24 protein-coding genes and 2 tRNA genes are annotated in these 24,747 nt (G+C 40.8%); 16 read left to right on the forward strand and 10 right to left on the reverse strand.

The features are described 5' to 3' along the window. Positions 1 to 10: 10 nt before the first annotated feature. Both thiE and PHAL_RS0110685 read left to right on the forward strand, forming a co-directional pair. The gene (thiE, locus tag PHAL_RS0110680; protein ID WP_016708399.1) at positions 11 to 1,531 is read left to right on the forward strand and encodes a thiamine phosphate synthase; all 1,521 of its coding nucleotides are present in this window, start codon (positions 11 to 13) and stop codon (positions 1,529 to 1,531) included. Further along, positions 1,531 to 2,289 (forward strand): HesA/MoeB/ThiF family protein, encoded by a 759-nt coding sequence (locus PHAL_RS0110685; RefSeq protein WP_016708400.1) that lies wholly within the window; start codon positions 1,531 to 1,533, stop codon positions 2,287 to 2,289. The genes thiE and PHAL_RS0110685 overlap by 1 nt, the downstream gene beginning before the upstream one ends. Before the next feature lie 52 nt (positions 2,290 to 2,341). On the opposite strand, the gene asd is transcribed toward PHAL_RS0110685, so the two are convergent. Then, positions 2,342 to 3,208: an archaetidylserine decarboxylase gene (gene asd / locus PHAL_RS0110690; RefSeq protein ID WP_016708401.1), complete on the reverse strand. Its 867-nt coding sequence runs from the start codon at positions 3,206 to 3,208 to the stop codon at positions 2,342 to 2,344. Between the two features lie 15 nt (positions 3,209 to 3,223). Then, positions 3,224 to 4,282, reverse strand: coding sequence for a small ribosomal subunit biogenesis GTPase RsgA (gene rsgA, locus PHAL_RS0110695; RefSeq protein WP_016708402.1), 1,059 nt, complete (start codon positions 4,280 to 4,282; stop codon positions 3,224 to 3,226). A 122-nt stretch (positions 4,283 to 4,404) separates the two neighbouring features. Here rsgA and orn point away from each other — a divergent pair, with 122 nt between their 5' ends. The 3 genes from orn to PHAL_RS0110710 all read left to right on the forward strand — a co-directional run bounded on the left by orn (position 4,405) and on the right by PHAL_RS0110710 (position 5,431). Continuing rightward, on the forward strand, positions 4,405 to 4,950 hold the full coding sequence (orn, locus tag PHAL_RS0110700; RefSeq protein ID WP_016708403.1) for an oligoribonuclease: 546 nt from the start codon (positions 4,405 to 4,407) through the stop codon (positions 4,948 to 4,950). Between the two features lie 151 nt (positions 4,951 to 5,101). After that, positions 5,102 to 5,177, forward strand: a tRNA-Gly gene (locus PHAL_RS0110705). A gap of 178 nt (positions 5,178 to 5,355) precedes the next feature. Continuing rightward, positions 5,356 to 5,431 (forward strand) — tRNA-Gly (locus PHAL_RS0110710). A gap of 534 nt (positions 5,432 to 5,965) precedes the next feature. Here PHAL_RS0110710 and PHAL_RS0110715 read toward each other — a convergent pair. The 3 genes from PHAL_RS0110715 to PHAL_RS0110725 all read right to left on the reverse strand — a co-directional run bounded on the left by PHAL_RS0110715 (position 5,966) and on the right by PHAL_RS0110725 (position 7,370). Continuing rightward, positions 5,966 to 6,391, reverse strand: a complete 426-nt coding sequence (locus tag PHAL_RS0110715) for a secondary thiamine-phosphate synthase enzyme YjbQ (RefSeq protein WP_016708404.1) — start codon at positions 6,389 to 6,391, stop codon at positions 5,966 to 5,968. After that, on the reverse strand, positions 6,388 to 6,855 hold the full coding sequence (locus PHAL_RS0110720) for a chemotaxis protein CheX (protein ID WP_016708405.1): 468 nt from the start codon (positions 6,853 to 6,855) through the stop codon (positions 6,388 to 6,390). Before PHAL_RS0110720 ends, PHAL_RS0110715 begins: the two co-directional genes overlap by 4 nt. Before the next feature lie 80 nt (positions 6,856 to 6,935). Further along, the gene (locus PHAL_RS0110725) at positions 6,936 to 7,370 is read right to left on the reverse strand and encodes a transcriptional repressor (RefSeq protein ID WP_016708406.1); all 435 of its coding nucleotides are present in this window, start codon (positions 7,368 to 7,370) and stop codon (positions 6,936 to 6,938) included. 455 nt (positions 7,371 to 7,825) lie between these two features. On the opposite strand from PHAL_RS0110725, the gene PHAL_RS0110730 reads away from it, so the two are divergent. From PHAL_RS0110730 to PHAL_RS0110765, 8 genes are all read left to right on the forward strand, one after another. Beyond that, the gene (locus PHAL_RS0110730; protein WP_016708407.1) at positions 7,826 to 8,293 is read left to right on the forward strand and encodes a hypothetical protein; all 468 of its coding nucleotides are present in this window, start codon (positions 7,826 to 7,828) and stop codon (positions 8,291 to 8,293) included. Between the two features lie 161 nt (positions 8,294 to 8,454). Next, positions 8,455 to 9,414, forward strand: a complete 960-nt coding sequence (gene dusA, locus PHAL_RS0110735) for a tRNA dihydrouridine(20/20a) synthase DusA (RefSeq protein ID WP_029216112.1) — start codon at positions 8,455 to 8,457, stop codon at positions 9,412 to 9,414. A 238-nt stretch (positions 9,415 to 9,652) separates the two neighbouring features. Next, positions 9,653 to 10,321, forward strand: a complete 669-nt coding sequence (locus PHAL_RS0110740; RefSeq protein WP_016708409.1) for a PspA/IM30 family protein — start codon at positions 9,653 to 9,655, stop codon at positions 10,319 to 10,321. 12 nt (positions 10,322 to 10,333) lie between these two features. Continuing rightward, positions 10,334 to 10,537: a PspC domain-containing protein gene (locus PHAL_RS0110745; protein WP_016708410.1), complete on the forward strand. Its 204-nt coding sequence runs from the start codon at positions 10,334 to 10,336 to the stop codon at positions 10,535 to 10,537. Positions 10,538 to 10,546: 9 nt separating this feature from the next. Further along, positions 10,547 to 10,870, forward strand: coding sequence for a hypothetical protein (locus PHAL_RS0110750; protein ID WP_016708411.1), 324 nt, complete (start codon positions 10,547 to 10,549; stop codon positions 10,868 to 10,870). A gap of 102 nt (positions 10,871 to 10,972) precedes the next feature. Further along, positions 10,973 to 11,488, forward strand: coding sequence for a copper chaperone PCu(A)C (locus tag PHAL_RS0110755; RefSeq protein WP_016708412.1), 516 nt, complete (start codon positions 10,973 to 10,975; stop codon positions 11,486 to 11,488). A gap of 8 nt (positions 11,489 to 11,496) precedes the next feature. Beyond that, the gene (locus PHAL_RS0110760) at positions 11,497 to 12,483 is read left to right on the forward strand and encodes a DUF2333 family protein (protein ID WP_016708413.1); all 987 of its coding nucleotides are present in this window, start codon (positions 11,497 to 11,499) and stop codon (positions 12,481 to 12,483) included. 3 nt (positions 12,484 to 12,486) lie between these two features. Continuing rightward, complete coding sequence (locus tag PHAL_RS0110765; protein WP_016708414.1) at positions 12,487 to 13,248, forward strand: TIGR04219 family outer membrane beta-barrel protein; 762 nt, start codon at positions 12,487 to 12,489, stop codon at positions 13,246 to 13,248. 24 nt (positions 13,249 to 13,272) lie between these two features. Here the strand turns inward: PHAL_RS0110765 and PHAL_RS0110770 are convergent, their stop codons facing one another. Both PHAL_RS0110770 and PHAL_RS0110775 read right to left on the reverse strand, forming a co-directional pair. Then, on the reverse strand, positions 13,273 to 14,160 hold the full coding sequence (locus PHAL_RS0110770) for a TIGR03899 family protein (protein WP_016708415.1): 888 nt from the start codon (positions 14,158 to 14,160) through the stop codon (positions 13,273 to 13,275). Next, positions 14,129 to 14,632 carry an SRPBCC family protein gene (locus PHAL_RS0110775; protein ID WP_308700768.1) on the reverse strand — a complete coding sequence of 168 codons (504 nt, stop codon included), beginning with the start codon at positions 14,630 to 14,632 and terminating at the stop codon, positions 14,129 to 14,131. The genes PHAL_RS0110770 and PHAL_RS0110775 overlap by 32 nt, the downstream gene beginning before the upstream one ends. A 268-nt stretch (positions 14,633 to 14,900) precedes the next feature. Here PHAL_RS0110775 and PHAL_RS0110780 point away from each other — a divergent pair, with 268 nt between their 5' ends. Further along, entirely contained in the window at positions 14,901 to 17,096 is a 2,196-nt protein-coding gene (locus PHAL_RS0110780; RefSeq protein WP_016708417.1) for a bifunctional diguanylate cyclase/phosphodiesterase, read from the forward strand. Positions 17,097 to 17,200: 104 nt separating this feature from the next. Continuing rightward, positions 17,201 to 19,375 (forward strand): YgiQ family radical SAM protein, encoded by a 2,175-nt coding sequence (locus PHAL_RS0110785; RefSeq protein ID WP_016708418.1) that lies wholly within the window; start codon positions 17,201 to 17,203, stop codon positions 19,373 to 19,375. Between the two features lie 65 nt (positions 19,376 to 19,440). Here PHAL_RS0110785 and PHAL_RS0110790 read toward each other — a convergent pair whose 3' ends face one another. Further along, positions 19,441 to 22,215, reverse strand: coding sequence for a S9 family peptidase (locus PHAL_RS0110790; protein WP_016708419.1), 2,775 nt, complete (start codon positions 22,213 to 22,215; stop codon positions 19,441 to 19,443). A gap of 130 nt (positions 22,216 to 22,345) precedes the next feature. Between PHAL_RS0110790 and PHAL_RS22960 the strand changes: the two genes are divergently transcribed. Beyond that, on the forward strand, positions 22,346 to 22,657 hold the full coding sequence (locus PHAL_RS22960) for a four helix bundle protein (protein ID WP_237405626.1): 312 nt from the start codon (positions 22,346 to 22,348) through the stop codon (positions 22,655 to 22,657). Between the two features lie 42 nt (positions 22,658 to 22,699). On the opposite strand, the gene slmA is transcribed toward PHAL_RS22960, so the two are convergent. Then, positions 22,700 to 23,287, reverse strand: a complete 588-nt coding sequence (slmA, locus tag PHAL_RS0110800) for a nucleoid occlusion factor SlmA (RefSeq protein ID WP_016708420.1) — start codon at positions 23,285 to 23,287, stop codon at positions 22,700 to 22,702. 113 nt (positions 23,288 to 23,400) lie between these two features. Beyond that, the gene (gene coaBC / locus PHAL_RS0110805) at positions 23,401 to 24,618 is read right to left on the reverse strand and encodes a bifunctional phosphopantothenoylcysteine decarboxylase/phosphopantothenate--cysteine ligase CoaBC (protein ID WP_016708421.1); all 1,218 of its coding nucleotides are present in this window, start codon (positions 24,616 to 24,618) and stop codon (positions 23,401 to 23,403) included. Positions 24,619 to 24,747 lie beyond the last annotated feature (129 nt).

The raw sequence follows: 24,747 nt of genomic DNA on the forward strand, positions 1-24,747 counted from the left end.
ATACGTAACTATGAATCATGTTGTTTGGACAATTGCTGGCTCTGACTCTGGCGGTGGTGCAGGTATTCAAGCGGATATTAAAGCGATGCAAAGTTTTGGCGTCCATGGTTGTACGGCGATCACCGCGTTGACTGCGCAAAATAGTTTAGGCGTTGAAGCACTTAACCCAATTTCAACCGAAGTGATTGAATCACAATTACTTGCGCTTGAAAGCGACATGAAAGCCCGAGTTATTAAAATTGGCATGTTGGCAAATGTGCAGCAAATTCAATTGATCAGTGAGCACCTTAAACATTATAAAGCCACATGGCCTGTTACACCTTTAGTTGTTTATGATCCCGTGGCGATTGCTAGCAGTGGTGACTTACTGACAGAAGAAGATACTGTTAGTGCAATTAAAGAATGCTTAATGCCGCTGGTGGATGTGATCACCCCCAATACGCATGAAACGCAGTTACTCACAGGCGTGTATTTAATAGGCCCTAGCGCTGTAAAAGAGGCAGCAGCTAAACTACATAGTTGGGGCGCGAAAGCGGTGGTGATCAAAGGTGGTCATTGGGATTACCCAAGTGGATATTGCATTGATTACTGCAGTGAGGGGGAAAGCGAATACTGGCTTGGCAATGAAAAAGTTCAAACCCCACATAGTCATGGTACAGGGTGTAGTATGGCGTCGGTGATTGCTGCCTGTTTAGCAAAAGATTACCCACTAAAAGATGCCTTTATTTTAGCGAAAGCGTATATCAATCAAGGTTTAAAAGCGGCTACTCGCTACGGTGAGGGGATTGGTCCTGTGGCACAAACGAGCTTTCCAGAAAATCTTGCCGATTACCCACAAGTAATAGAAGCGGGCAGTTGGCTGGGGGATGAACTTGATTTTGAACAACCGAATGAATTTACTATGGCGGCAGGCTTTGCAGAGTGTGAAAGCAAACAGCTTGGTTTGTATGCGGTGGTTGATACGCTTGACTGGCTAGAAAAGTGCTTGGCCCAAGGAGTTAAAACTGTACAGCTTAGAATGAAAAATGGCACTGATGAGGAGCTTGAACACGCAGTTGCCGCAGCTGTTACACTTGGTCAAAAGTATGATGGTAATGTGTACATCAACGATCATTGGCAATTAGCCATTAAGCATGGTGCTTATGGCGTGCACTTAGGGCAAGAAGACTTACTGGAGGCTAACCTAGTTGCCATTAAAGAGTCCGGTATGCGATTAGGGCTGTCAACTCACGGTTTTTATGAAATGCTACGCGCTCATAATTACCGCCCGAGTTATATGGCGATTGGCGCTATTTACCCCACCACCACCAAAGATATGACAGGGCAAATACAAGGGCTTGAAAAGTTAAAACACTTTGTGCCGTTAATGCAAGATTACCCAACCGTTGCCATTGGTGGTATTGATTTAGCACGTGCCAGTGACGTTGCGGCAACGGGGGTTGGTAGTGTGGCGGTAGTGAGAGCGATTACCGAATCTACAGATTATCAGCAAGCTATAGCCGATTTACAAAGTATTATTGGTCATGAATAATGATTGAGTTATCAGACAAAGAGCAGCTGCGTTACAGCCGTCATTTAATGCTCAAAGAAGTAGGGCTGGAAGGGCAGTTAAAATTAAAAGCAGCTCATATAGTGGTTGTAGGCGCAGGTGGCCTAGGCAGTCCTGCGTTACTGTATTTAGCTGCTGCTGGTATTGGCGAGTTAACCTTGTTAGATGACGATAAAGTTGAGCTTTCGAACTTACAGCGCCAAGTGCTCTATAAGGTAAATCACTTAGGACAAGACAAGGTCAGCGCTGCGGGTAAAGTGTTAAGTAGCTTAAATAATCAAATAAAAATTAATACAGTTAGTACTAAACTCAGTGCTGATAATGCCCCACAAGTATTCTCTGGCGCGACTTTAGTACTTGATTGCAGTGATAACTTTAGCACGCGTTATGTGGTGAATCGGCAATGCTTGGCACTAGGGATCCCGCTTGTGTCAGGGGCGGCTATAGCGAGCGAAGGTCAGTTGATGTGTTTTGATTTTCGCCAGCCACAAAGCCCTTGTTACGGCTGTTTATTTGGAGCACAACCCCAAGAGCAAACGCTCAATTGCAGTAATGCAGGGGTATTAAGCCCGCTATTAGGGGTAATCGGTTCAATGCAGGCACTATTAGCAGTTAATATTGTGCTTGGTCATCATCAAGGAAGTCAGTTTATTCGTTTTGATGGATTAAGTTTAGCGCAGCAGCAGTTTAAATTAAGCAAAGCGCCCCAGTGTACGGAATGTGGTGGGGAACTGGCTTGATATAATAAAACGCGGCATGACAGGATCAGCCGCGTTTTTATTGAAAAATTAATTAATCATCAATCTCAGCGAAGGGTGTGCCCATACGGGTTATAGTGCCAGGTTTTTGATCATCAAAAATGTCTGCTTTATCCGCTCCCCAAGCTAAAATAACCGTTGAGCCTAATTTAAAGCGGCCCATTTCTTCACCTTTTTTCAAGGTAATGGCGTTGTCACCTGTGGTTGGGTAGTTCCAGCTAAATACATCTTTACCTGCGGGTGGTGTCACTGTGCCAGCCCAAACAGTCTCAATGCTAGCAACAATAGTCGCTCCTACTAATACCATAGCAAGCGGGCCAATTTCAGTATCAAATATAGCTACTACGCGTTCATTACGTGCAAATAAGTTTGGTACATTTTGTGCGGTAAGTGGGTTCACTGAGAATAAATCACCCGGTACATAAATCATTTTGCTTAATGTGCCGTCAATAGGCATATGAATACGGTGATAGTCCTTTGGGGCCAAATAAATAGTTGCAAAGTCACCTCCTAAAAATGGTGCTGTATCTTGCTCTGAGCCACCTAGTAGTGCTTGCAAGCTGTAATCATGGCCTTTAGCTTGGATCAGTTGACCTTCAACAATCGGCCCTAGTTGGCTGATCGCCCCATCGACAGGGTGAGCAATGATATCACTCTCTGTTGCTAATGGGCGCACACCGTCTTTTAATGGGCGAGTAAAAAATTCATTAAAGGTTTTATAGTGAGCAGGATCGCTATATTGCGCTTCGCTCATATCAATTTTGTATTGTTTAATAAATAGCTTGATCAAGGTAGTGGTAAGTGCGCCAGCTTTCGCTGCGGCTAATTTACCCACCATGCGCGATACAAAGTGTTTTGGCATTGCATATTGCATTGCTATTTTGAACTTATCTAAACTCACTGATTTCTTCCTAATTTATACGCGCGGAGCGCGAGCTCCGGCACGGCCATCGGCCATTGTTTCTAAAATTCTGTGGTAACTATCAAAACGTAACTGCGAAATATCACCTTCATCTACTGCTTGACGAATTATACAACCTGGATCGTTTAAATGCTTGCAGTCTCGAAAACGACAGCCACCGATGAATTCACGAAATTCTTTAAAGCACCATGTAACACGTTCTACATCTAAGTGCCATAAACCAAACTCACGAATGCCTGGCGAGTCAATTAAATTACCGCCAGAAGGGAGATGGTGTAATCGTGATACTGTCGTAGTGTGTTGACCAAGACCGCTGTTTTCAGAGACTTCTTTGGTGAGTATTTCAGCATCAGGTAAAACAGTATTCACTAAGGTTGATTTACCTACGCCACTTTGACCAACAAAAATACTGTTTTTATCAACTAACGTTTCTTTTAGTGCGTCAATGCCATAACCACTTTTATTACTCACTAAAAAAACTTGATAACCAAGGCCACGGTAAATATCGAGTACTTGGTTGATTTCTGCTAAGCCTTGCTCGTCAATTAAGTCTATTTTATTAAGCACTAAAATAGGCTCTATGCCCATGTCTTCACACGCGATTAAATACCGGTCGATAATACTTGGGGTAAACTCGGGTAAGACTGCTGACACCATCAATATTTGGTCAATGTTGGCTGCTATGACTTTTACACCGTCGTAAAAATCAGGGCGAGTTAATTGCGAACGGCGTTCATGCATCGCTTCAATTACACCAGCTAAATCACCTTCGCTGACTTTAGCACGACGAAATTGTACTTCGTCACCACAAACAATGCCTTTTACGGTGCGGCGAATATTACAGCGTAGTACATCGCCGGCATCGGTTTCAATGTCTGCATGTTGGCCAAACCGGCTGATCACCACGGCATTTTCTGCAGGGCCTAAATTGTCCGTTTGCCATTGGTTTGATGCACCTTGGGCAGTGCCTGCATCGGCATTCGACAAGCGCTTTTGGTGATTGGCCTTGATCCGACGGGATTGGCCTTTACTTAATTTCTTCTGTTTTGCCACTTTTGGCCTATAACTTGGTTAAATGTCGTGCTTTTTGAAAAAAAAGCTTTAGGTCGACTGATGATACTAATATGATATAACTAAATGCGTTGGATCTAAAGGAAAGTACCGCTTAGGTAATTATGTCTTTTCATAAATCAAATCTTATCTGGCTCGACCTTGAAATGACAGGTCTTGAACCAGCCACAGATAAAATACTCGAAATAGCCACTGTTGTCACCGACAGTGAGTTAAACATTTTGGCTGAAGGGCCAACTATTGCTATTCATCAAAGCGATGAGTTACTTGATGGCATGGATGAATGGTGTACCACTCAACATGGTCAATCTGGCTTAACAGCACGTTGTAAAGCAAGTACATTTACAGAGCAAGATGCTGTAGAGCAAACCTTAGCATTTTTAAAGCAATGGGTTCCTGCTGGCGCGTCACCTATGTGTGGAAACTCTATTGGTCAAGACAGACGCTTTATGAATAAGTATATGCGCGAATTGGAAGATTACTTCCATTACCGTAACTTAGACGTGAGCACCATTAAAGAGCTTGCACGACGCTGGAAACCAGAGGTGTTAGCGCAAGTGAACAAAAAAGGCTCACACCTTGCTTTGGACGACATCAAAGATTCGATCATGGAATTAAAAGTCTACCAAGAAAAATTCTTTAATTTGTAAAAAACACTTGCAAACACATTGAAATATTGTAGAATCCTGCCCCGCTTAAGACGATAACCCCCGCGGGGTTAGTGTGTTTGAGTGCAGGTTAAAGGAACGAAGTTTAATATTGATAGAACCTAGAACCTAGAACCTAGAACCTGAATATGATGCGGCACTAGCTCAGTTGGTAGAGCGCGACCTTGCCAAGGTCGAGGTCACGAGTTCGAGCCTCGTGTGCCGCTCCAATTTCTCACCAAAGAAATTGGCTTAAGTTTCAAGGGGAAAGTTGAAAGCTCCAAGCTGTTCTAACTTTTAACTTGAATCTTGTAACTAGAAACTTTTTATGCGGCACTAGCTCAGTTGCCAGAACGTTTTACCGCGACTTGTCGCGCACCAACGGACAAATTACTGGCTATTTTGAATGCGGCACTAGCTCAGTTGGTAGAGCGCGACCTTGCCAAGGTCGAGGTCACGAGTTCGAGCCTCGTGTGCCGCTCCAATCTTTATCTAATATCAAAAAAAACATGCCAAGGTCGAACTAAGCCATAAGCAGTTCGAGTCTCGTGTGCCGCTCCAATCTTTATCTAATATCAAAAAAAACATGCCAAGGTCGAACTAAGTCATAAGCAGTTCGAGCCTCGTGTGCCGCTCCAATCTTTATCTAATATCAAAAAAAAACATGCCAAGGTCGAACTAAGTCATAAGCAGTTCGAGCCTCGTGTGCCGCTCCAATCTTTATCTAATATCAAAAAAACATGCCAAGGTCGAACTAAGCCATAAGCAGTTCGAGCCTCATGTGCCGCTGGATTCTCTTCTAAGTGAATATTCATCTTTTATTTATTAAAACCGCCACAAATAAAAGAAGTTAATAGTTTTACTTAATCAGCTGTTGGAGTAATGCTTTTCTGATAGCTGATAGCTGATAGCTGATAGCTGATAGCTGATAGCTGATAGCTGATAGCTGATAGCTGATAGCTGATAGCTGATAGCTGATAGCTGATAGCTGATAGCTGATAGCTGATAGCTGATAGCTTTATATTTGCCCTTGCAATGTCACAACAATACGTCTTGCGCCACCATGATCACGATGCTCACCTAAATAAACTCCCTGCCAAGTGCCTAGTTGTAAGCGCCCTTGATTAATTGGAATAGTCAGTTCACAACCTAAAACACTGGATTTAATGTGAGCAGGCATGTCGTCATCGCCTTCATAGTCATGGCGGTAATAAGGTTGGCACTCGGGAACAAATTTATTGAAGTGGCTTTCCATATCCATACGAACCGTTGGATCGGCATTTTCGTTGATAGTTAAGCTTGCTGAAGTGTGCTGAATAAAAAGATGTAATAAGCCAATTTGATAATCAGCTATTTCAGGTAGTTGGCTAATTATTTCATTGTCAATAATATGAAAGCCTCGTGAGCGAGGCTTCAGTTGGATGGTTTTTTGTAACCAGCTCATAATTTGTCGAAGCTAACTTCTATGTTGGCATTACCCGCATCTGAGGTAAATGGCATAAGTATTTTTGCGCCTTCACTTTTATGAGTAATGGTATGGCCCTTACCTGACACAACAATCGGGGTTGCCATATCAAAATCATAGCCTTTTTCACCAAGTAGGTTTTTGGCACCACCTGTTACCATGTTGGTAATTTCTCCTACCATATCGGTAACTTCTTCGTTGATTGAATCAGGGCGTTCACCTAGCATGCGTTCCATAATTGTTAGTGCAAGGTTTTCATCAAATGTGATTGAAAATGACCCTTTAGTTTGTGGTCCTACCATGCCAATTAATCCAGAAACATCGCCACAGGCAATTTCATCTTTTTTAATTTTTGGCTTTCCTGGCTTTAGCTCGGTTTGTGCCATTGTGCTGAGCACGTTCAACAAAGATGATAAAAAAGGATTGATGAACTCTACATTCATTGTTGTTTATCCCTCGAATTGAGCAGTTTTACTGCGGTTATACATTAAAGTGTAGTGACTTATTTTAGCTCTGCACTTAATTATTCTTTACATTGGCCACATTTACCATGGGCTTCAATTGTTTGCCCAGAGACGATAAAGCCACTTTCTGCAGCAAGACTGTTAAGTTCGTGCGAAATTACACTTGAATGTAGTTCTTTGACAAAACCACAACTGTCGCAAATTAATAGTTGTACTGGGTGAATATGATCAAAATGATGACACAGCATAAATGCGTTAGTACTTTCGATTTTGTGGATAAAACCAAGTTCAGCTAAAAAGTCTAAGGCGCGGTAAATAGTGGCTGGTTTTGCTCCAGATTCGGTCAACTTGAGTTGCTCTAATAAATCATAAGCGCCTACACCGCCTTGAGCAGTTGCTAATAGGCGAAATACTTTTTCACGGATGGGTGTAAACCGCGCGCCGCGATTATCACACACTTGCTTGGCTTTACTAACGAGTGATTCTATATTCATCTTCATCTTATCCTTACGCTACCCGCGATATACTAACATACTGTATTGTAGTTGCAGTGTTTTTATTCAACAGTTTTATTCTAGAAGTGGCTATGGTCTATTGTGGTCATTATGGCAAGTTTGAGTGTTTCACAGTGTCGCTTACTTATGGGTATTATCAATACTGTTTTGATGACTTGTAATACTAATTACACGTAGCTTAAGTATAAATCACAGCATTTATGATAACTGTTAATTGTGGAGTTAATATCATCATCAGTTGCTACGCTATAACGCTATAAGTTAAACCTAAGCATCAGTATTTTCGTGCAAGACGTTATTGATGAGAGGTATCCATAAAAGAGCGTAATTTAACTGATAAATGGAATTAAATATATTTCATTGATTTAATTATTGAAATATCGTTAAGTGTTATCTAGTTTTACACTATAGGTTTTTTAATTTAAGGAATAAAAATGAAGCTTAAAAGTATTGTTTTATCTGCGTTACTTCTTTTTGGGGCTGTGGCTTGCGTAGAACCTAGTTATGATAGTGATAAAATAAGAGTTGTTGAAGTTACAGAGCATGATTTTGAGTTAAATGGGCAAAGCGCTGTAACTATATTTGTTGGTGAAAAAAACACCCCTAAGTTTAGTTTTACAATTTTAAAAAGTGACTTGAAAAAAGGAACTTTGCTGCAGTCCACCTCTAACAGTGAACCAAATCTAGCCGTAAGTGCTAGTGTTGGCTCAGAATACTATACTCAGTCAGCGGATTTTGATACATCAGCGACTGTACAGATTGTAGAGCTAGATAAAACTAATAAAATTGCGAAAATAGCTGTCGGGGCTAAATTAGTTAATCCTAAAATTAAAAATTACACTGAGCTTGCTGTGACTGTTGTGGAAGTCAGCGGTGTGAATTACGATTATTTAGTTAAGTAACCTCAGCCACGATAATAAATCTTAATCGAGCCATTTACAGCTATCACTCGAGGCTTGCAATTGGCTCACTGCTTATCATTGAAGCAGCCTCTCTACTTGTGTAAAATACAGCGCTTTTTACGTGGCTAATGGTAGCGACTAATTAACCTGAGGATTTTACTTTGAATAGACGTTTTTCCGTGGCACCTATGCTGGATTGGACTGATCGCCATTGCCGTACTTTTCATCGTAAAATGACAAAACACGCGGTGTTGTATACTGAAATGGTGACAACTGGGGCCATTTTATTTGGCCGCGGTGATTATCTACATTTTAATCATCATGAAAACCCGGTTGCTTTGCAATTAGGTGGCTCTGATCCAGACGCGTTAGCTAAGTGTGCAAAGCTTGCTGCTGAGCGCGGCTACGATGAAGTCAACCTTAATGTTGGTTGTCCATCAGATCGTGTTCAAAATGGTCGTTTTGGTGCGTGTTTAATGGCTGAGCCACAACTGGTTGCTGAGTGTGTTGCGGCCATGAAGGCAGAAGTTAATATCCCAATTACGGTAAAAACACGTATTGGTATTGATGAGCAAGATTCGTATGAATTTTTATGTGCATTGATAGAAGCTAGCCATAACGTTGGCTGTGACGATTTTATTATTCATGCTCGTAAGGCATGGCTAAGTGGTTTGAGCCCGAAAGAAAATCGCGAAGTACCGCCACTTGATTACCCACGAGTTTATCAATTAAAGAAAGACTATCCACAACTTGACCTGAGTTTAAATGGTGGTGTTAAAACGATCGCTGATAGCCTTGCCCATTTAGCGCATATTGATGGCGTAATGATAGGTCGTGAAGCTTATAGTAATCCGTTTATTTTAAGTGAAGTAGACGAAAAAATTTATGGTGAAAGTGCATGCACTTTGTCTCGTCATGATGTGGTGCGTGCTATGTATGATTATATTGAAGATGAAATGCGCCAAGGCGCTAACTTTTGGCATATTGCTCGCCATATGCTGGGGATTTTTCAAGGCCAACCCGGTGCGCGAGGTTATAGACGCCACCTTTCAGAACATGGTCATGGCAAACAGGCTGATTTGTCAGTGATGGATAAAGCACTTAGTTTTGTTCCCGAATAGCAGTACCTTTTTAAATTAAAAAGCCACTTTTTTTAGTGGTTTTTTTGATCCTAAATAATGGTTAAAAAATCATTTTTTTAGTCAAATTAACTTATGTATATTCATTTCAGAGTCAGTTTAGTCTTCACTTTTTAAGTGTATCCTTTTGTTTTTTATTGTTTAAATTTTAATTTTTGTCACTTGGCACAAGTCTTGGAATCTCCTTGTTGTAATCACCCATAATCAACAGGAGAAAATCATGGGCTTAATCAATCGTGTTAATGATCTAATTCAATCAAACCTCGTTGCTGTGTTAGATAAAGCAGAAGATCCAGAAAAACTACTCAACTTATTAATTCAAGAAATGCAGCAAGCATTGGATGAATGCCGTACTACTGCCGCGACAATACTCTGTGAACAAAAAGTGTTACAGCGCCAGCAAACTGATAAAAAAACGTCGATAGCACAATGGCAAGCAAAGGCTGAGTTAGCGGTCACTAAGGGGCGTGATGATTTAGCCACTGCAGCACTTAAAGAAAAGCAACGTGTTGCAACTGAGTTAGCTGCGATTGAACCAGAGCTTGTTAAATTATCAGATTCATTAGCGAAGTTACGTGATGACGCGCAGCGTTTACAAGACAAACTGAGTGCGGCTAAAGCTAAACAACGTAGCTTGGCGCAGGTTCATCATGTTCTAAATGCTCGTGTGCGTGTTAATCAACAATTAAATAGCGATAAAGTTGCGCATGCACTTGCACGCTTTGATGTTATTGAGCAGCGTGTGGAGTCAATTGAAGCACAAGTTGACGCCTATGATGTAACGGCAAAGCAGCATTCAACTGCAGAGCAGATAGATGCATTAGTAAAAGATGAAGCGTTAGATAAAGAGCTTGCAGTGCTTAAAGCTAAATTGCAACAAACCGCTTAGGAGTAATAAACAATGAATACATTTAATCATGCTCGTTGGAGTAAAGATCCGTTAAATAAAAAAATATCGGGTGTATGTAGTGGTTTAGCACGCAGGTTCGACTTTCCTATTTGGGCGACTAGGCTTGCTACAATCGTGCTTTTTATTCAGTTTCCTGTTTTTATAGGTGCAGGTTACTTAATTGCTCATTGTTGTTTAGATAATAAAGTGCACTAGGGAAGAGCCATGAAAATTATTGCATTTTGCTTATTGGTTGTGTTGTGCATAGCATTTAACCCATTTGAAGTAGGGCGATTTGATTCATGGCAGCTACCGCTATGGATTGCAGACTTAAGCTGGGTTGGTATTGAGTTATTTGGTGCATTAGTGGCGGTGATCGTTGTAATCGCTTTGGTTGCGCTGGTGAGTGTTGGCTTGCTTGGTGCGGGTCTCATTGTAGGAGTTGGTGTGATATTAGCCTTGCTTTTTGGTTCTTTAATGATTGCTTGGCCATTATTGCTTATCGTTTGCTTGTGTTGGCTTGTTGCGGATAACCAAAAAGTGGCTTAATTTGGGCCACTGAAATAATCTTAAATGCTAATTTAGCTGACTATTTTTTCGTAAATATGCTAAATTTAGCACTTAAACTTGATTATCATAACAAGGATCGAAATGTCTCTTAAGCCATTACTTACTTTGCTCTCATCTGCTATTTTTGCAATAAGCTTTTATTCTTCCGAGTTATTTGCTCATACAGGACACCAACATGAAACTGTAAATAAAGTGGTTGTTAGCAATGCTCAAGTGCGAAATTTTTTACCTGGAAGTAAATCCAGCGCTGGCTATTTAACACTAGTAAATCATGGTGATACAACCATTGAGCTAACAAAAGTGACTCTTGATGGCATGGGGCGTGTTGAGGTTCACGAACATCAACATGTTAATGGTATGATGAAAATGCAAAAGGTAGATATGCTACAGATCAAGGCTCATCAACAACTCGATTTTAAGCCAGGTGGTTATCATTTAATGGTTTTTGAGCCTGAAGAGCCATTAAAAATAGGGCAAGAACTCAAACTCACGCTATATTTTAGCAATGGAGATCGTGTATTTACTCAAGCAACGGTGGTTTCATTAGAGAGCCAAATTGAAGAAGTGCCACAATCTCAGCAGCATACACATCACTAGGAGGTTAAATGTCACAGCATAAAGGGAAAATCATCACTGGGCTAATAGTAGTCTTTATTATTTTTTATGTTATTTCTGTGTATTGGAGCGTTGAACCAAGTCGCGTAAATGTAATTACTCAAGCAAAGCAAGAGGCGCAGTTGCGTGGAGAGAAATTTGTTACCGGCTATACAACCACCTCAGCGTTGATTAATGTTGCGACTACCTTATTAAATAAACCGGGCGGTTACTTATCGAATGATATGATGCCGCCAAGTGTGTTGATGGACAATATGCCGGCATGGGAATACGGTGCACTTGAAATGACTCGCGATTTAGCACTGTCGATGCGTAAAGATTTTAGCCGCTCACAGTCACAGTCAACCGAACATGAAGCTTTAAAAAAAGCGCAACCACAATTTAATATCAGCTCAGAAGCCTGGGCATGGCCAAGTGCTGAAAGTGAATATCAAAAAGGTATCGATTTTTTAATTGTGTACCGAACTCAAATAGCCGATCAAAATGCTCGAGAGAGCCAGTTTTATGCACGTGCTGATAATTTACGTGGCTGGTTAAAGGAGGCTGAAAAGCGCCTCGGTAGTTTAAGCCAGCGTTTAAGTGCCAGTGTTGGTCAAGAGCGCTTAAATACCGATTTAGCCGGTGATAAAGAAGCGCATCAAGCAACTTATGCCCCATTACAAAACCAAGTGAAAACCTCTTGGTGGAAAATTGATGATGTATTTTATGAGTCACGAGGAGCTACTTGGGCTTTATTACATTTTTTGCAAGCAGTGGAATATGATTTTGCAGATGTATTAGAGAAAAAGAATGCGCGAGTAAGCTTACAGCAAATTATACGTGAACTTGAGGCAACGCAAGAAACAGTGTGGAGTCCTATTATTTTAAATGGCAATGGCTTTGGTTTTGTTGCAAATCATTCATTAGTAATGGCAAATTATATCTCAAGAGCCAATGCGGCTCTTATTGAACTTAGCGAACTTTTAGCACAAGGATAAAACATGAAAAAGTACTGTTTAGCTGCCGCCCTTTCTATGGCTTGTTTAGCACCAGCGGCACACGCTGATACTTTATTAGGCTTATATGTTGGTGTTGATGGCTGGCAATCTGATAATTCAGGTAGCTTTGCTGATCAAGGCAATATGCAAGATTTTGATTTTGAAGATGAAACTTTCACTAGCTATTATGCGGCGCTTGAACACCCAATTCCGTTAGTACCAAACATTAAATTAAAGTATACCGAACTTGAGCTCAATGGTTCTGCACTTCTTGATGAAAGCTTTGTATTTGGTGATACAACGTTTACTACAAATACTCAAGCCAACACCATCAGTGACTTATCACATATCGACTATATTCTTTACTATGAGATTTTCGATAATGACTTAGTGTCTATTGACTTGGGTGTGAATGCTAAGCAGTTTGATGGCGATATTATTGTTTCGGGTACTTCAAACGGCCAAGCAACAACTGAGACAGTTGATTTCTCAGGTTTTGTACCACTTGTTTATGGTCGTGCTGAAGTAGGCTTACCATTAACCGGATTAAGCGTATTTTTTGAAGGCAGTTTATTAGCGATTGATGATAGCAAAGTGCAAGATTACCAAGCGGGTATTGCGTGGGCTTTACTTGATAACCTTGCGATTGATTTAGATATCAAAGCGGGCTACCGTCAAATGACTTTAGAACTAGATGATATTGATGATCTATATACTAATATCGATGCATCAGGTCCATTTGCAGGCGTACAAATTCACTTCTAATTTGTTAGCTTTTACGTGGCACTGTTATTTATTTGCGTGCCACGTTACTTCAAACTCCTCTTCAAGCGCACTGCTTAATAATTGTTTATAAGCTTTATTTATGGGCGTGTTGATTAATTTTCGTAATTCATCACCTGTCTGCGTAAATTTATAATAACTCAGTACTAAATCGTTACTTTTGGGCTTAAGTGCTATTCGCTGGGTTAAAAAGGTTAGGTTTATTTCTTGGCCTGCTTTTAGCGCCGCAGACTCAATTTCTTTACGATATATTAGGCCAATATCCATTAAGGTTAATATATCTGGAAAGCTGATCCCAGCTTTGCCTAAGTTAAAGGACACTTTATTGCCTTTGCGCAGCAAATCAAATAATGAGGGTTTTTTGTAAAAGCCTAATAAAATTAAATGACTGTGATCTTTTTCGTTATAGCCACAAAGTGCGGTGCACTTTTGCAGTGCATCTGCTTCGCGTTGGGTCATTTGCTTTAGTGTTTGTAAGCTTTTAATTGAAAACGTACCTGGGGATACCGTTTCTCCGGCTAAAATTTTTGCCCATAATTTTTGCATTGATTCATTAGCAGTGTCTTCACACAGTGCAATAAACCGCTCAACCCAATCACTGTCAGGTTGGCCATTACTGGTGACATCAGGGCAAAAGTCCATTGCCATGGCCATAATAGCTTCAATATTTTGCTGTTGTTTGACTAGTAGTAATTGTTGGCGATGTTGTGCTCTGCCGAGTGTAGAGTTATCACTATTTACTTGATAGGGGAGCTTACTTTGTCCTTGTGGACCATAACTGTCGTCACTGGTGCTGGTAAGGCGAGTTGAGCTGGTTTTACGCATGGAGTAACCGAGCTTAGTTTCAATAATATGAGCGAGATTAATTTTTGCTTGGGCTGTTTGAATCGTCATTAGCGTTCTCTAACTCTGGTATTGTTTGTAGTTGTGCTGTCGTTTTTAGGTTATTAAGTCCAAGTCTTAAGGTGTTTTCTAAGATGTATTGGCTAAAGAGTGCTAAATAGCCTCCAAAAATTGGCGTGGTAACTTCGCCGGATAACGTACATGTCACTAAATTGCCATTGTCTTGTGGTGAAAAAGAAACTTGTCCGGTAACAATATGCTCTTCATTAAATAAAATATTAAAATCAATTTTAGTATGGCTTATATTGGTAATGGTCATTTCACCAAATCCCCAGCTACTTTGCCAAAATTGATGAGCCCCCACCCCTGAATTTGGTTCACCAAGAGTGAAAACAATACTTGGGTCTACTTTTTGCCAAGGTGACCAACTTGACCACTTTGTAAAGTCGCTGATCAAGGGGGCTATGTTTGTTTGCGTAGCATGTATTGTAATGCTTTTTTGAACTTGGTATTGCTGGGGCAATAGCAGCCCAATTACTAAAAGAATCAAAGCAATAAGAAAAATAAATTGAGTAACTCTGGGTAAAATTTTAATAGCTATTCCTTAGGTGATAAATTCCACTGTTGTACCATGAGGCATTGAATGTTGACTATAATCTGTCTATCAAGCTTCATTATTTATCAACATTAGTACTGTATCATAAGCTAAATAGTGATAACTTATTAGTCAATAGTTGGATAGTCTCAATATTAAATGATAGCGCGGGATATTTGCATTTAAAGGGTTTGGAATGACGTCAGAACACAATGATTTTTTGTTTGCCAATCATGAAGAGGAACTTCATGCGGAAGTTGTGCCTGCTGGGTATTGGGATGTTTTGATTGTTGATGATGATCCTGAAATTCACACTGTTACTGAATTAGCACTTTCAGGGGTTAAGTTCTGGGGGAAAACATTGCGTTTTCATCATGCTTACTCTGGTGTCGAAGCGGTTGAAGTATTAGCTAATACTCATAATGTGTCGGTATTGCTGTTAGATGTCGTGATGGAATCAGATGATGCGGGTTTAAAAGTCGTTAAAGAAGTACGCGATACGTTGCAAAACCATAATGTACGTATCATTTTACGTACAGGCCAACCGGGTTACGCGCCTGAAGAAAAGGTTATTCGTGAATACGATATAAATGATTACAAAACGAAAACAGAGCTTACTCGCAGTAAATTAGTGACATCTTTAGTGACCGCTATTCGTTCGTATGAACAAGTTTGCCAACTTGAATACCAAAGCAAAGCGTTAAATAATATTCTACTGGCCTCTAAAGCTATATTAGGTTTTACCGACATCAAAGCTTTTACGATGGCGGTGATTAAGCAACTCTCGGTCATTTTAGATTGTGCACCAAGAGGGGTTGTGTGCGGCAGTTTGGATGACAGTCATCAAGTACGAGTGTTAGGTGGCTGCGCTGAGTTTAGCGCCTTTATTGGTCAAGGTATTGAGCAATTAGATGATGGACGAATAATTCTTCAGGTACAAAACTGTTTTGAATTTGGCGAACATCAACACACCGAGCATGACACGACATTTTTATTGAAGAGTAAGAATCGCCAAGCGGCTATTTATTTAGAGTATGTCAGTCAGCCAAGCTTAACCCAACTACAATTTGCTGAAATTTTCTTAACCAATGTCAGTGTAGGATTAGATAATGTTAGGCTATTTAATAAACTCAGAGATGCCGCTTATAAAGATGTACTGACAGGGCTTGCGAATAGAACGGACTTTATTGAACAGATTGAAAAATACCATCGCTTAAATAGTAATGAATACATATTTGTTTTAATTGATGTCGCACACTTTTCAGATATCAATAATGGACTAGGCCAAGAAGTAGGTAACCACTTACTTATTGCAATTGTTGAACGGCTTAAACAAGAGTACCCACAGGCTAAATTACTGTCTCGAATTGGCGCCGATGTATTTGGCTTTTTAATTGCCCGTGATGAATTTAATTTAAATATATTGCGGGAAAACTTAAATCTTCCTTTTACTGCTGCAGAGCACTTATTACCGGTTAATTTTAAAATTGGCTTATGTGAACAGCAAGACTTCCAAGCCACGGGTATCGAAACACTAAAACTCGCCTATATAGCACTTAACCAGTCTAAACAAGGTAAGTTAGGTAATGCTGTTTATTATACGCCTGATATGGAAGAGCAAATGACTTGGCGACTAGGAATCATTCGCCAGCTGCGCCAAGATTTTGAAAATAGTAAACTAGAAGTATGGTATCAGCCGCAATTGGCTTTTAGTGATTTATCCTTAATAGGCTGTGAAGCGTTACTGCGTTGGCCGTCGGGTAATGGTAATTATATCTCCCCAGCAGTTTTTGTGCCGCTGGCTGAAGATGCAGGATTAATTGTTGATATTGGTCAATGGGTGTTAGAACAGGCTTGTCAGCAACAAAAGCGTTTAGCTGCGCAAGGTGTAGAAATACGTATTGCAGTGAATGTGTCGGTGCCGCAATTTAAGGTCAAGGATTATGCCCAACAAGTCAAAGAGACGTTATTAAAATATCAGGTTAACCCCAAAAATATTGAATTAGAAGTCACTGAAAGTGTGGTGATGGATGAGCTTAGTGTGGTGATTGATACCTTAAATGAGCTTAAAGCGTTTGGTGTTGAAGTGGCCATTGATGACTTTGGTACGGGTTTTTCATCATTGAGCTATTTGCAAAAGCTGCCATTAGATCGATTGAAAATCGATCGAGCATTTATTAAAGATCTTCCTGATCAAGACGACGGCGCGATTGCTGCGTTAGTGGTTGCATTGGGTGCTAAGCTCGGTTTAAAAACCATTGCTGAAGGGGTCGAAACACAAGCACAAGCTGACTTTCTTAAGCAATTAGGCTGTGATGAAGTACAAGGTTTTATGTACGCTAAACCAATGCCAGAAGTTGAGCTTATTCAGTATATTGAAAACAAAAAGTAGCAAGATTATTGGAACTATCGGCTATCATCGTAAATAGTTAATATCGCTTGGGGATTAATTCGAGTATACTTTGCGACCTTTTTTAAAGCAATTGGTTACTTTTTATGAGCGCACTTAAAGCCAAGCGAGCGTTATTCTCATATCCCAAATATTGGGCTGAGTGTTACGGCACAGCTCCATTTTTACCTACAACACGCGAAGAGATGGACGCCCTTGGCTGGGATAGCTGCGATATAATCATAATAAGTGGTGATGCGTATGTTGATCACCCAAGTTTTGGTATGGCCGTAATAGGTCGCGTGCTAGAAGCGCAAGGCTTTCGGGTTGGCATCATAGCGCAGCCTGACTGGCAGTCAAAAGATGCCTTTATGGCACTTGGTAAACCTAACTTATTCTTTGGTGTTACCGCTGGTAACATGGATTCGATGATCAACCGCTATACGGCTGAAAAGCGTATGCGCCACGATGATGCATACACGCCGGGTAACATTGGTGGTAAACGTCCTGATCGCGCGGTAATGATTTATTCGCAAAAATGTCGCGAAGCTTATAAAGGCGTACCTATTGTTATTGGTGGTATTGAAGCAAGCCTCCGCCGTATTGCCCACTATGATTATTGGCAAGAAAAAGTGCGCCGCAGTATTTTATTTGATGCCAAAGCCGATATTTTAATTTACGGCAATGCTGAACGTCCGTTGGTGGAAGTTGCGCACCGTATTGCTGCGGGCGAAACCATGGATACCATTCAAGATATTCGTGGTACAGCGGTTATCCGCAAAGAGCCATTACCTGGTTGGCGTGGTAGTGATTCAACAGCAATCGACAAAATTGGCAAAATTGATCCAATTCCTAACCCTTATGGGGCGGATGATGTAGGCTGCAGTAAAAGTGAATTTAAACAAGCGGGTATTGATTTACAAGCTGAAGCTGCAAAACCAATTACAATTCAGCCAGCACGCCCTAAGCCGTGGGAAAAAACCTATGTTAAGTTACCTGCATTTGAGCAAGTAAGCGTTAACAAGCCGTTATACGCCCACGCATCACGTATTTTACATCAAGAAACCAACCCAGGTTGTGCGCGTGCCTTATTCCAACGTCATGGCGATCGTTCAATTTGGGTAAACCCGCCAGCGTATCCACTGGAAACGCATGAGATGGATGCGGTATTTGGCCTGCCTTATCAACGTATTCCACACCCAAGTTATGGTGATGCGAAGATCCCCGCATACGATATGATCAAAACCTCGGTTAATATTATGCGGGGCTGTTTTGGTGGTTGTTCGTTCTGCTCTATCACAGAGCATGAAGGGCGGATCATTCAGAGCCGTTCGCAAGAATCGATTATTGATGAAATTGAACAAATTCGTGACAAAGTACCGGGCTTTACGGGGGTTATTTCAGATCTGGGTGGCCCAACCGCCAACATGTATAAACTGCGTTGTAAGAGCAAAAAAGCAGAGAGTACCTGTCGTCGCCTATCGTGTGTTTACCCTGATATTTGTAAGCATATGGATACTGATCACACGCCAACAATTGAGTTATATAAGAAAGCCCGTGAAGTAAAAGGGGTGAAAAAAATTCTCATTGCTTCAGGTGTGCGTTACGACTTGGCAGTGCAAGACCCACGCTATGTAAAAGAGCTCGTTACGCATCATGTTGGCGGATATTTAAAAATAGCCCCAGAGCATACTGAAGATGGCCCATTATCAAAAATGATGAAGCCAGGCATGGGCGCCTATGATCAGTTTAAAGAACTCTTTGATAAGTACTCAAAAGAAGCGGGTAAAAAGCAGTACCTTATTCCTTATTTTATCTCTGCACACCCAGGGACAAAAGATGAAGATATGGTAAATATGGCGTTGTGGTTAAAAGAGAATGATTTTAAACTTGATCAAGTGCAAAACTTTTATCCATCCCCTATGGCGAATGCGACGACGATTTATCATACCGAAATGAATTCGTTACGTAATATTAAAAATAATACTGAGCAAGTTGCTGTACCTAAAGGGGCACGCCAACGCCGCTTACATAAAGCGATATTACGTTACCATGATCCAGCTGGTTGGCCGATGATCCGCGAAGCTCTTCGTAAAATGGGTAAAGCTAAACTCATTGGTAAGGGGCCTAATTGCTTAGTACCTGAAGAAACCCGCGATGAAAAATCGCTTAAAGCAGGTAAGGGAGGGCGTCCAGCACTGAGTCGCCATACAGGTTTTAGTCAGTTTAAAAAAGCGAATACTAAGCCGAGAGTAGGCGGCAATCGCCAACGGGCAAGGTAGTTTTTCGGCCGCTTAAGTTAAAACGCCCAGCATTTGCTGGGCGTTTTCGTTTATGGCTTATAACCTTATTCTTCTATAAACGCTTCACCTTCCGTCATCCACTTAGCGGCTGGTTTGCCTTTTAAGTAGTGATCAAAGTACTGCATCATACGAATTGAAAAATCCACTTGGTTTGGAAATTTCTTTAAATGATGCGGTTCACCTTCGTATTGCAAGAATGTAGCGTCTTTACCTGCACGGCGCAGCGCTAAATAATACTGCACACCTTCGTGCCATGGTACAGCGTCATCTTTATCTCCAAACATAATCAAGATAGGGGTATTTACTTTGTCAGCAAAAAACACCGGTGAATTTTCAATATACAGCTCAGGCGCTTCAAACAAGGTTTTACCGATGCGGCTTTGCCCTGTCTCATATTGGAACTGACGCGCAAGGCCTGATTTTAACCGAATACCACTGTAAGCACTGGTCATGTTAGACACTGGTGCACCCGATACAACCGCTTTAAACATGTCGGTTTGAGTGATCATAAAGGCACTTTGGTAACCTGCCCATGAGTGGCCTTGTAAGCCAATTTTATCCGGATCCGCAATACCTAAATCAATCAGTTTTTGGGTCGCATTGATCATGGTTTGGGTTGATGATTTACCGGGATGACCAATTTCAAAGCGAATATCTGGTAAGAAAATCGCATAGCCGTTTGAGGTAAACATGGGGAAGTTAGGGCGGTGGTTTAACTCCATTTTAGGGAAATCATACATGCGTTGACTCATATAACGATAAAAGTACACCACTACTGGTACTTTATCGCCTTTTTTATAGCCGGCAGGTTTAATTAACACACCTTGTAAGTCTTCACCATCAAAGCCTTTATAACTAATTAGCTCTGGTTCTTGTCCCCATGCAAAGTCATTAACTTGTGGATTTAAGTTGGTAACACGTTGTGGTTTTTTAAAGCTAAAATCAGTTTGATAAAAATCAGGGAACTGCTGATAAGTTTGCTCAGTAAATAAGTACTTATCTGCGTGCTTGGCTTTTTTCACTACATCAAAACGTTTTTGACCGCTTAATACTTTACTTAGCGAGTTATCGGTAAGCTTAAGTTTGGCTATTTCAGTTTGTTTTTGCTGCAAATTTGTTGCGCTAAGTAGTAAAGTTTCATCTGACTTAAAGCCAACTTGGTCTTTATCAAGTTTGATAACTCGATATTGAGTATTGATTTCTTTACCATTGGTTAAGCGAGTCGCTTTAAGAGTGTTAACATCAAACGCCCAAATATCATATTTACTATATACCAATACTTGGCTGCTATCGTTAAGCCAGCCAGCAACACCATAACCTGGCTGCGCTGATGGGTAATCGTGTTGGTCATCTGCAAATGTTGCTTGAATCGCTTTTGTTAAGGTGCTGACTTTATTCTTGTTTAAGTCTTTTAGTTGTACTTGGCTATTTTCAAAGTAAGTCGCGTATTGCCCACTGGGTGACAGGCTCGGTCTAAACGGGTAATCGTTGATAATTGCTTTTCGCTCACCTGTTTGTACATTCACAGCGTAGTAGTCGGCAAAAAAACCACCGTACATAATGCGTTCAAGGTAAGGTAAATTCGATGAACCAAGTAATGCATCTCGACTGTTAGTATTGAGCGCCAGACTCGGCATACTTGTATCACTTAGCTGAGCAACCTGTTTGCCATTAAGGTGGTAAACAGCTTGGTAATGGCGATTTTTATTAACCTCATTCCATTGTTGTTCTTCACGAGGTTTGATTTCGGCGTCGTTATTGTGCCAAACATTTAGGCCTTTTTGGTCGCGGATAGTATCGTAGTCAAATAGCGAGGCTTGATCTGTGTATTTCTTTGCTGTAATTTTTTCTGCTAGCTTAGGATGGTTCTCAAAATATAAGCGCTCACCATCTTCAGACCAGCTCAATTTTGCTGTTTTGCCGATAGTCCAACTTTTCTCTGGTGAAGCTATATCTGTAAGCAGTTCGTTTTGCCACAGTTTGAGTTGATGATCGCGACGACGCATATCGTCATTCACATAATTACCCAGCGTGAAAGCGGCGATATTCTTAGTTGGGTGCCAAGTAATTTTATTTGCAACAACACCTGGTTCATCAATTAATACACTTGTTTCAAACGTACTATCTAATGAAATTAACGCTACCTGATTATCGCTTCCATCTGAGTAGCTTTGACTGACAAGTAGCTCGTTGCTTGATGCATTAATAGCGTAACTAAACACGCTATTTACAGTGTGAGTTGTTTCATCTTGTAAATTTACAACCACTAAATCAAATGTTTTGTCTTTCTTATCAGGTTTGATTTCACTAGATTTATCTGTGCTATTTACGTTATCAAGGTCTTTACTTTCATCGTCTTTATTGGTTTTTTCATCTAATCGATAGGCTAACCAGCTACCATCATCAGAGAGCTGGTAGTCCTTTATGTTTTCAAAAGTTTGTTGCTTGCCGGTAGTTGTATTTACTAAGACCAGATTGTTTTTTAAGCTGTCTTTCTTTTTTGCGGTCTCTTTTTCAAGCAAGGTAGGTATTTGGGTAAATGCTACCCAGTTGGCGACTTTATTGATTTGAGGTTGAGTGCCACGCTCAACTTCAGCGAGTAATTTATTATTGTTTAACGTATAAACTAAGCCCGTTGCATCGCCACGATAGGGTGTTGAGCTAAAGCTGAGTACTTTACCGTCTTCTGATAGTTGGGTATTTTTGGCTGACTTGAAATCGAATACATCTTTAAATTGCAGCGCTTCTTTTGCGTTTACAGTGGCGCTACTTAGACTGGTAACCAGTGCTATGCTGAGCAGGGAAAGTTGTGCTTTCATTAGTAGTTCTCTTTTTGTTTCATCAACCCCATCATAACGAGTTTGTTAAACAATTCGAGTAGATACGATAAGTGCACTAAAAAGGAAGTTAAAAGTAGCAAGTGGCAAGTTACAAAGTAGGAACTAAACTTTGTTCCTGTCTATTTTATTAAGGGTTATGATTAGATTTGAACAGCTTCATGTTTGGCAGCGCTTCGCTGATTTGGCTTGTGAGGTTTATATTCACTTTAAAACAAGCAAAGAGTTTGGGCTTAAAGATCAAATTACTCGCTCAGCTCTTTCTATTTCTTCAAATATAGCTGAAGGCATGAGCGTGAAACGACTAAAGGTTATGCACGTTTTTTATCATACGCAAAAAGAAGTTGTGTGGAATTATTTCCAAAATGTTGACCGGTCTAATGAATACGGTCAACTCTTGGGAACCTTGAACCTTGAACCTTGAACCTTGAACCTTGAACCTTGAACCTTGAACCTTGAACCTAACTTAAAGCCAGATTTTTTGCAGCTCTAGCCATTGCTTTTCAAATTGAGCGCTAGGTTTTGCTTTAAAATCACTGCGTACGAATTGATTCATTTTGCCCTCTATATAGGCAAGTAAAAAATTGGCAATAGTTAACTCATCACTTTGGAAAGTTTTACCTTCGCGTAGTTTTCGTTCACGAAGTACTTGTTTTAGCTGAGTTTCAAGCTTTTCAAATAAGCCTTGTACACGATCACGTAAACGCTCTTGCTCACCTTGTAGTGCGTCACCCGTTAAAATACGGGTGATACCTGGGTTTTTTTCAGCGAAGGCTAATAGTAATAATAAAATGTTATAGATACGGCTTTGCGTCTCTTTTTCATTTTCAAGAATTAAGTTGATCCGTGAAAGTAGCGTGTCTTCAATAAACTCAATTAGCCCCTCAAACATCCGTGCTTTACTCGGAAAATGACGATATAACGCAGCTTCAGATACGCCCACCTCAGCAGCTAGTTTTGCTGTGGTGATACGTTGACCTGGGCTGGTTTCTAACATTTGTGCGAGTGCTTGTAGTATTTGCTCTTTGCGATTACTTCTTTTTGTCGCAGGCATGAACATTCCTTTCTTTTGATAATTTATTGAGCGTAGGCCAGCGTTGACCACTCACTTTTTGAGCTAATGAGTGGGGCTATGTTAATGTTTTATTCAGTTTCTTTCCAGCCTTTTTACAATCGTTTAGCAAGCTCACTCATTACACTCAGTGCGAGTGCGCTTTTGGTGTCAATTGCTAATTCTTTTTGCTCATTGTGCCAGAATAATGTCAACGCATTATGATCTGAATTAAAGCCAAGGCCACTTGTTGATACGTCATTAGCGCAGATCATATCTAAATTTTTATTCGTTAGTTTCCCTTTTGCATAACTTGCAACATCTTGGGTTTCAGCAGCAAAGCCTACGGTATAAGGACGGCCATCAGTGAGATTGGCAACGGCTGCAATCACATCAGGGTTTTTTACTAACGTCAGCGTTAACTCGTCTCCTTGCTTTTTCATTTTTTGTTCAGCAACCTTGGCTGCACGGTAATCAGCAACGGCTGCACAACCAATAAACGCATCTGATTTTGGAGCCAAAATAAGCGCCTGTTCAAGTAGTTGCTCTGCACTCTCTATCTTTATAAGGTTAGCGCCCGTAGGAGGAGTGAGTGTAACAGGACCTGAAATTAAATTAACTTTCGCACCCAATAGTAAGGCGGCTTGCGCCAAAGCGTAGCCCATTTTTCCTGAACTGTGATTAGAGATAAAACGCACCGGATCAAGTGGCTCACGAGTTGGTCCTGCAGTGATTGTAATGGTTTTACCGGTCAGCAGTTGCGGCTGCTCAGGTTGGGTGCAAAGTGCGACTAATTCGTGTGGCTCAAGCATACGGCCCGCGCCTACATCACCACAGGCTTGCTCACCTTTGCCAGGGCCCCAAATTGCAATGTCGCGTTGTGCTAACGTTGTTAAATTAGCTTGCGTGGCCGGGTGGGCATACATTTGTTGGTTCATTGCAGGCGCTACCGCTACTTTTGCTGGTGTTGCCAGTAATAAAGTGGTGAGTAAGTCATCCGCAATGCCTGCAGCCATTTTTGCAATGATATTGCTGGTGGCAGGGGCAACTAAAATTAAATCAGCCCATTTTGCAAATTCAATATGACCCATAGCGGCTTCAGCAGAAGGATCGAGTAAAGAATCAGATACCATTTCACCACTAACAGCTTGCATGGTAAGGGGTGTAATAAAGTGCTTGGCTGATTCGGTCATAACCACCTTTACATCACAGCCATGCTCTTTTAAGCGTCTTACCAGTTCGGCGCATTTATAAGCGGCAATACCACCGCTGATCCCCAGTACAATTTTTCTATTGATGAGTTCTGTAGGTAAATTGGTCATTAACTTTGTCATACTTTGCTGAAACCTTTGTTGATATGCGCTAACGATAGCAAATCTTTGCGTTATGGACGAAGTTTTAATAGGGAATTTTATTTTAACTTTAACAGGCGAAATTCTATTTTTGCATTACAGTTAAATAAT

Origin of the sequence: Pseudoalteromonas haloplanktis ATCC 14393, assembly GCF_000238355.1 — a bacterium.
Lineage (GTDB): Bacteria > Pseudomonadota > Gammaproteobacteria > Enterobacterales > Alteromonadaceae > Pseudoalteromonas > Pseudoalteromonas haloplanktis.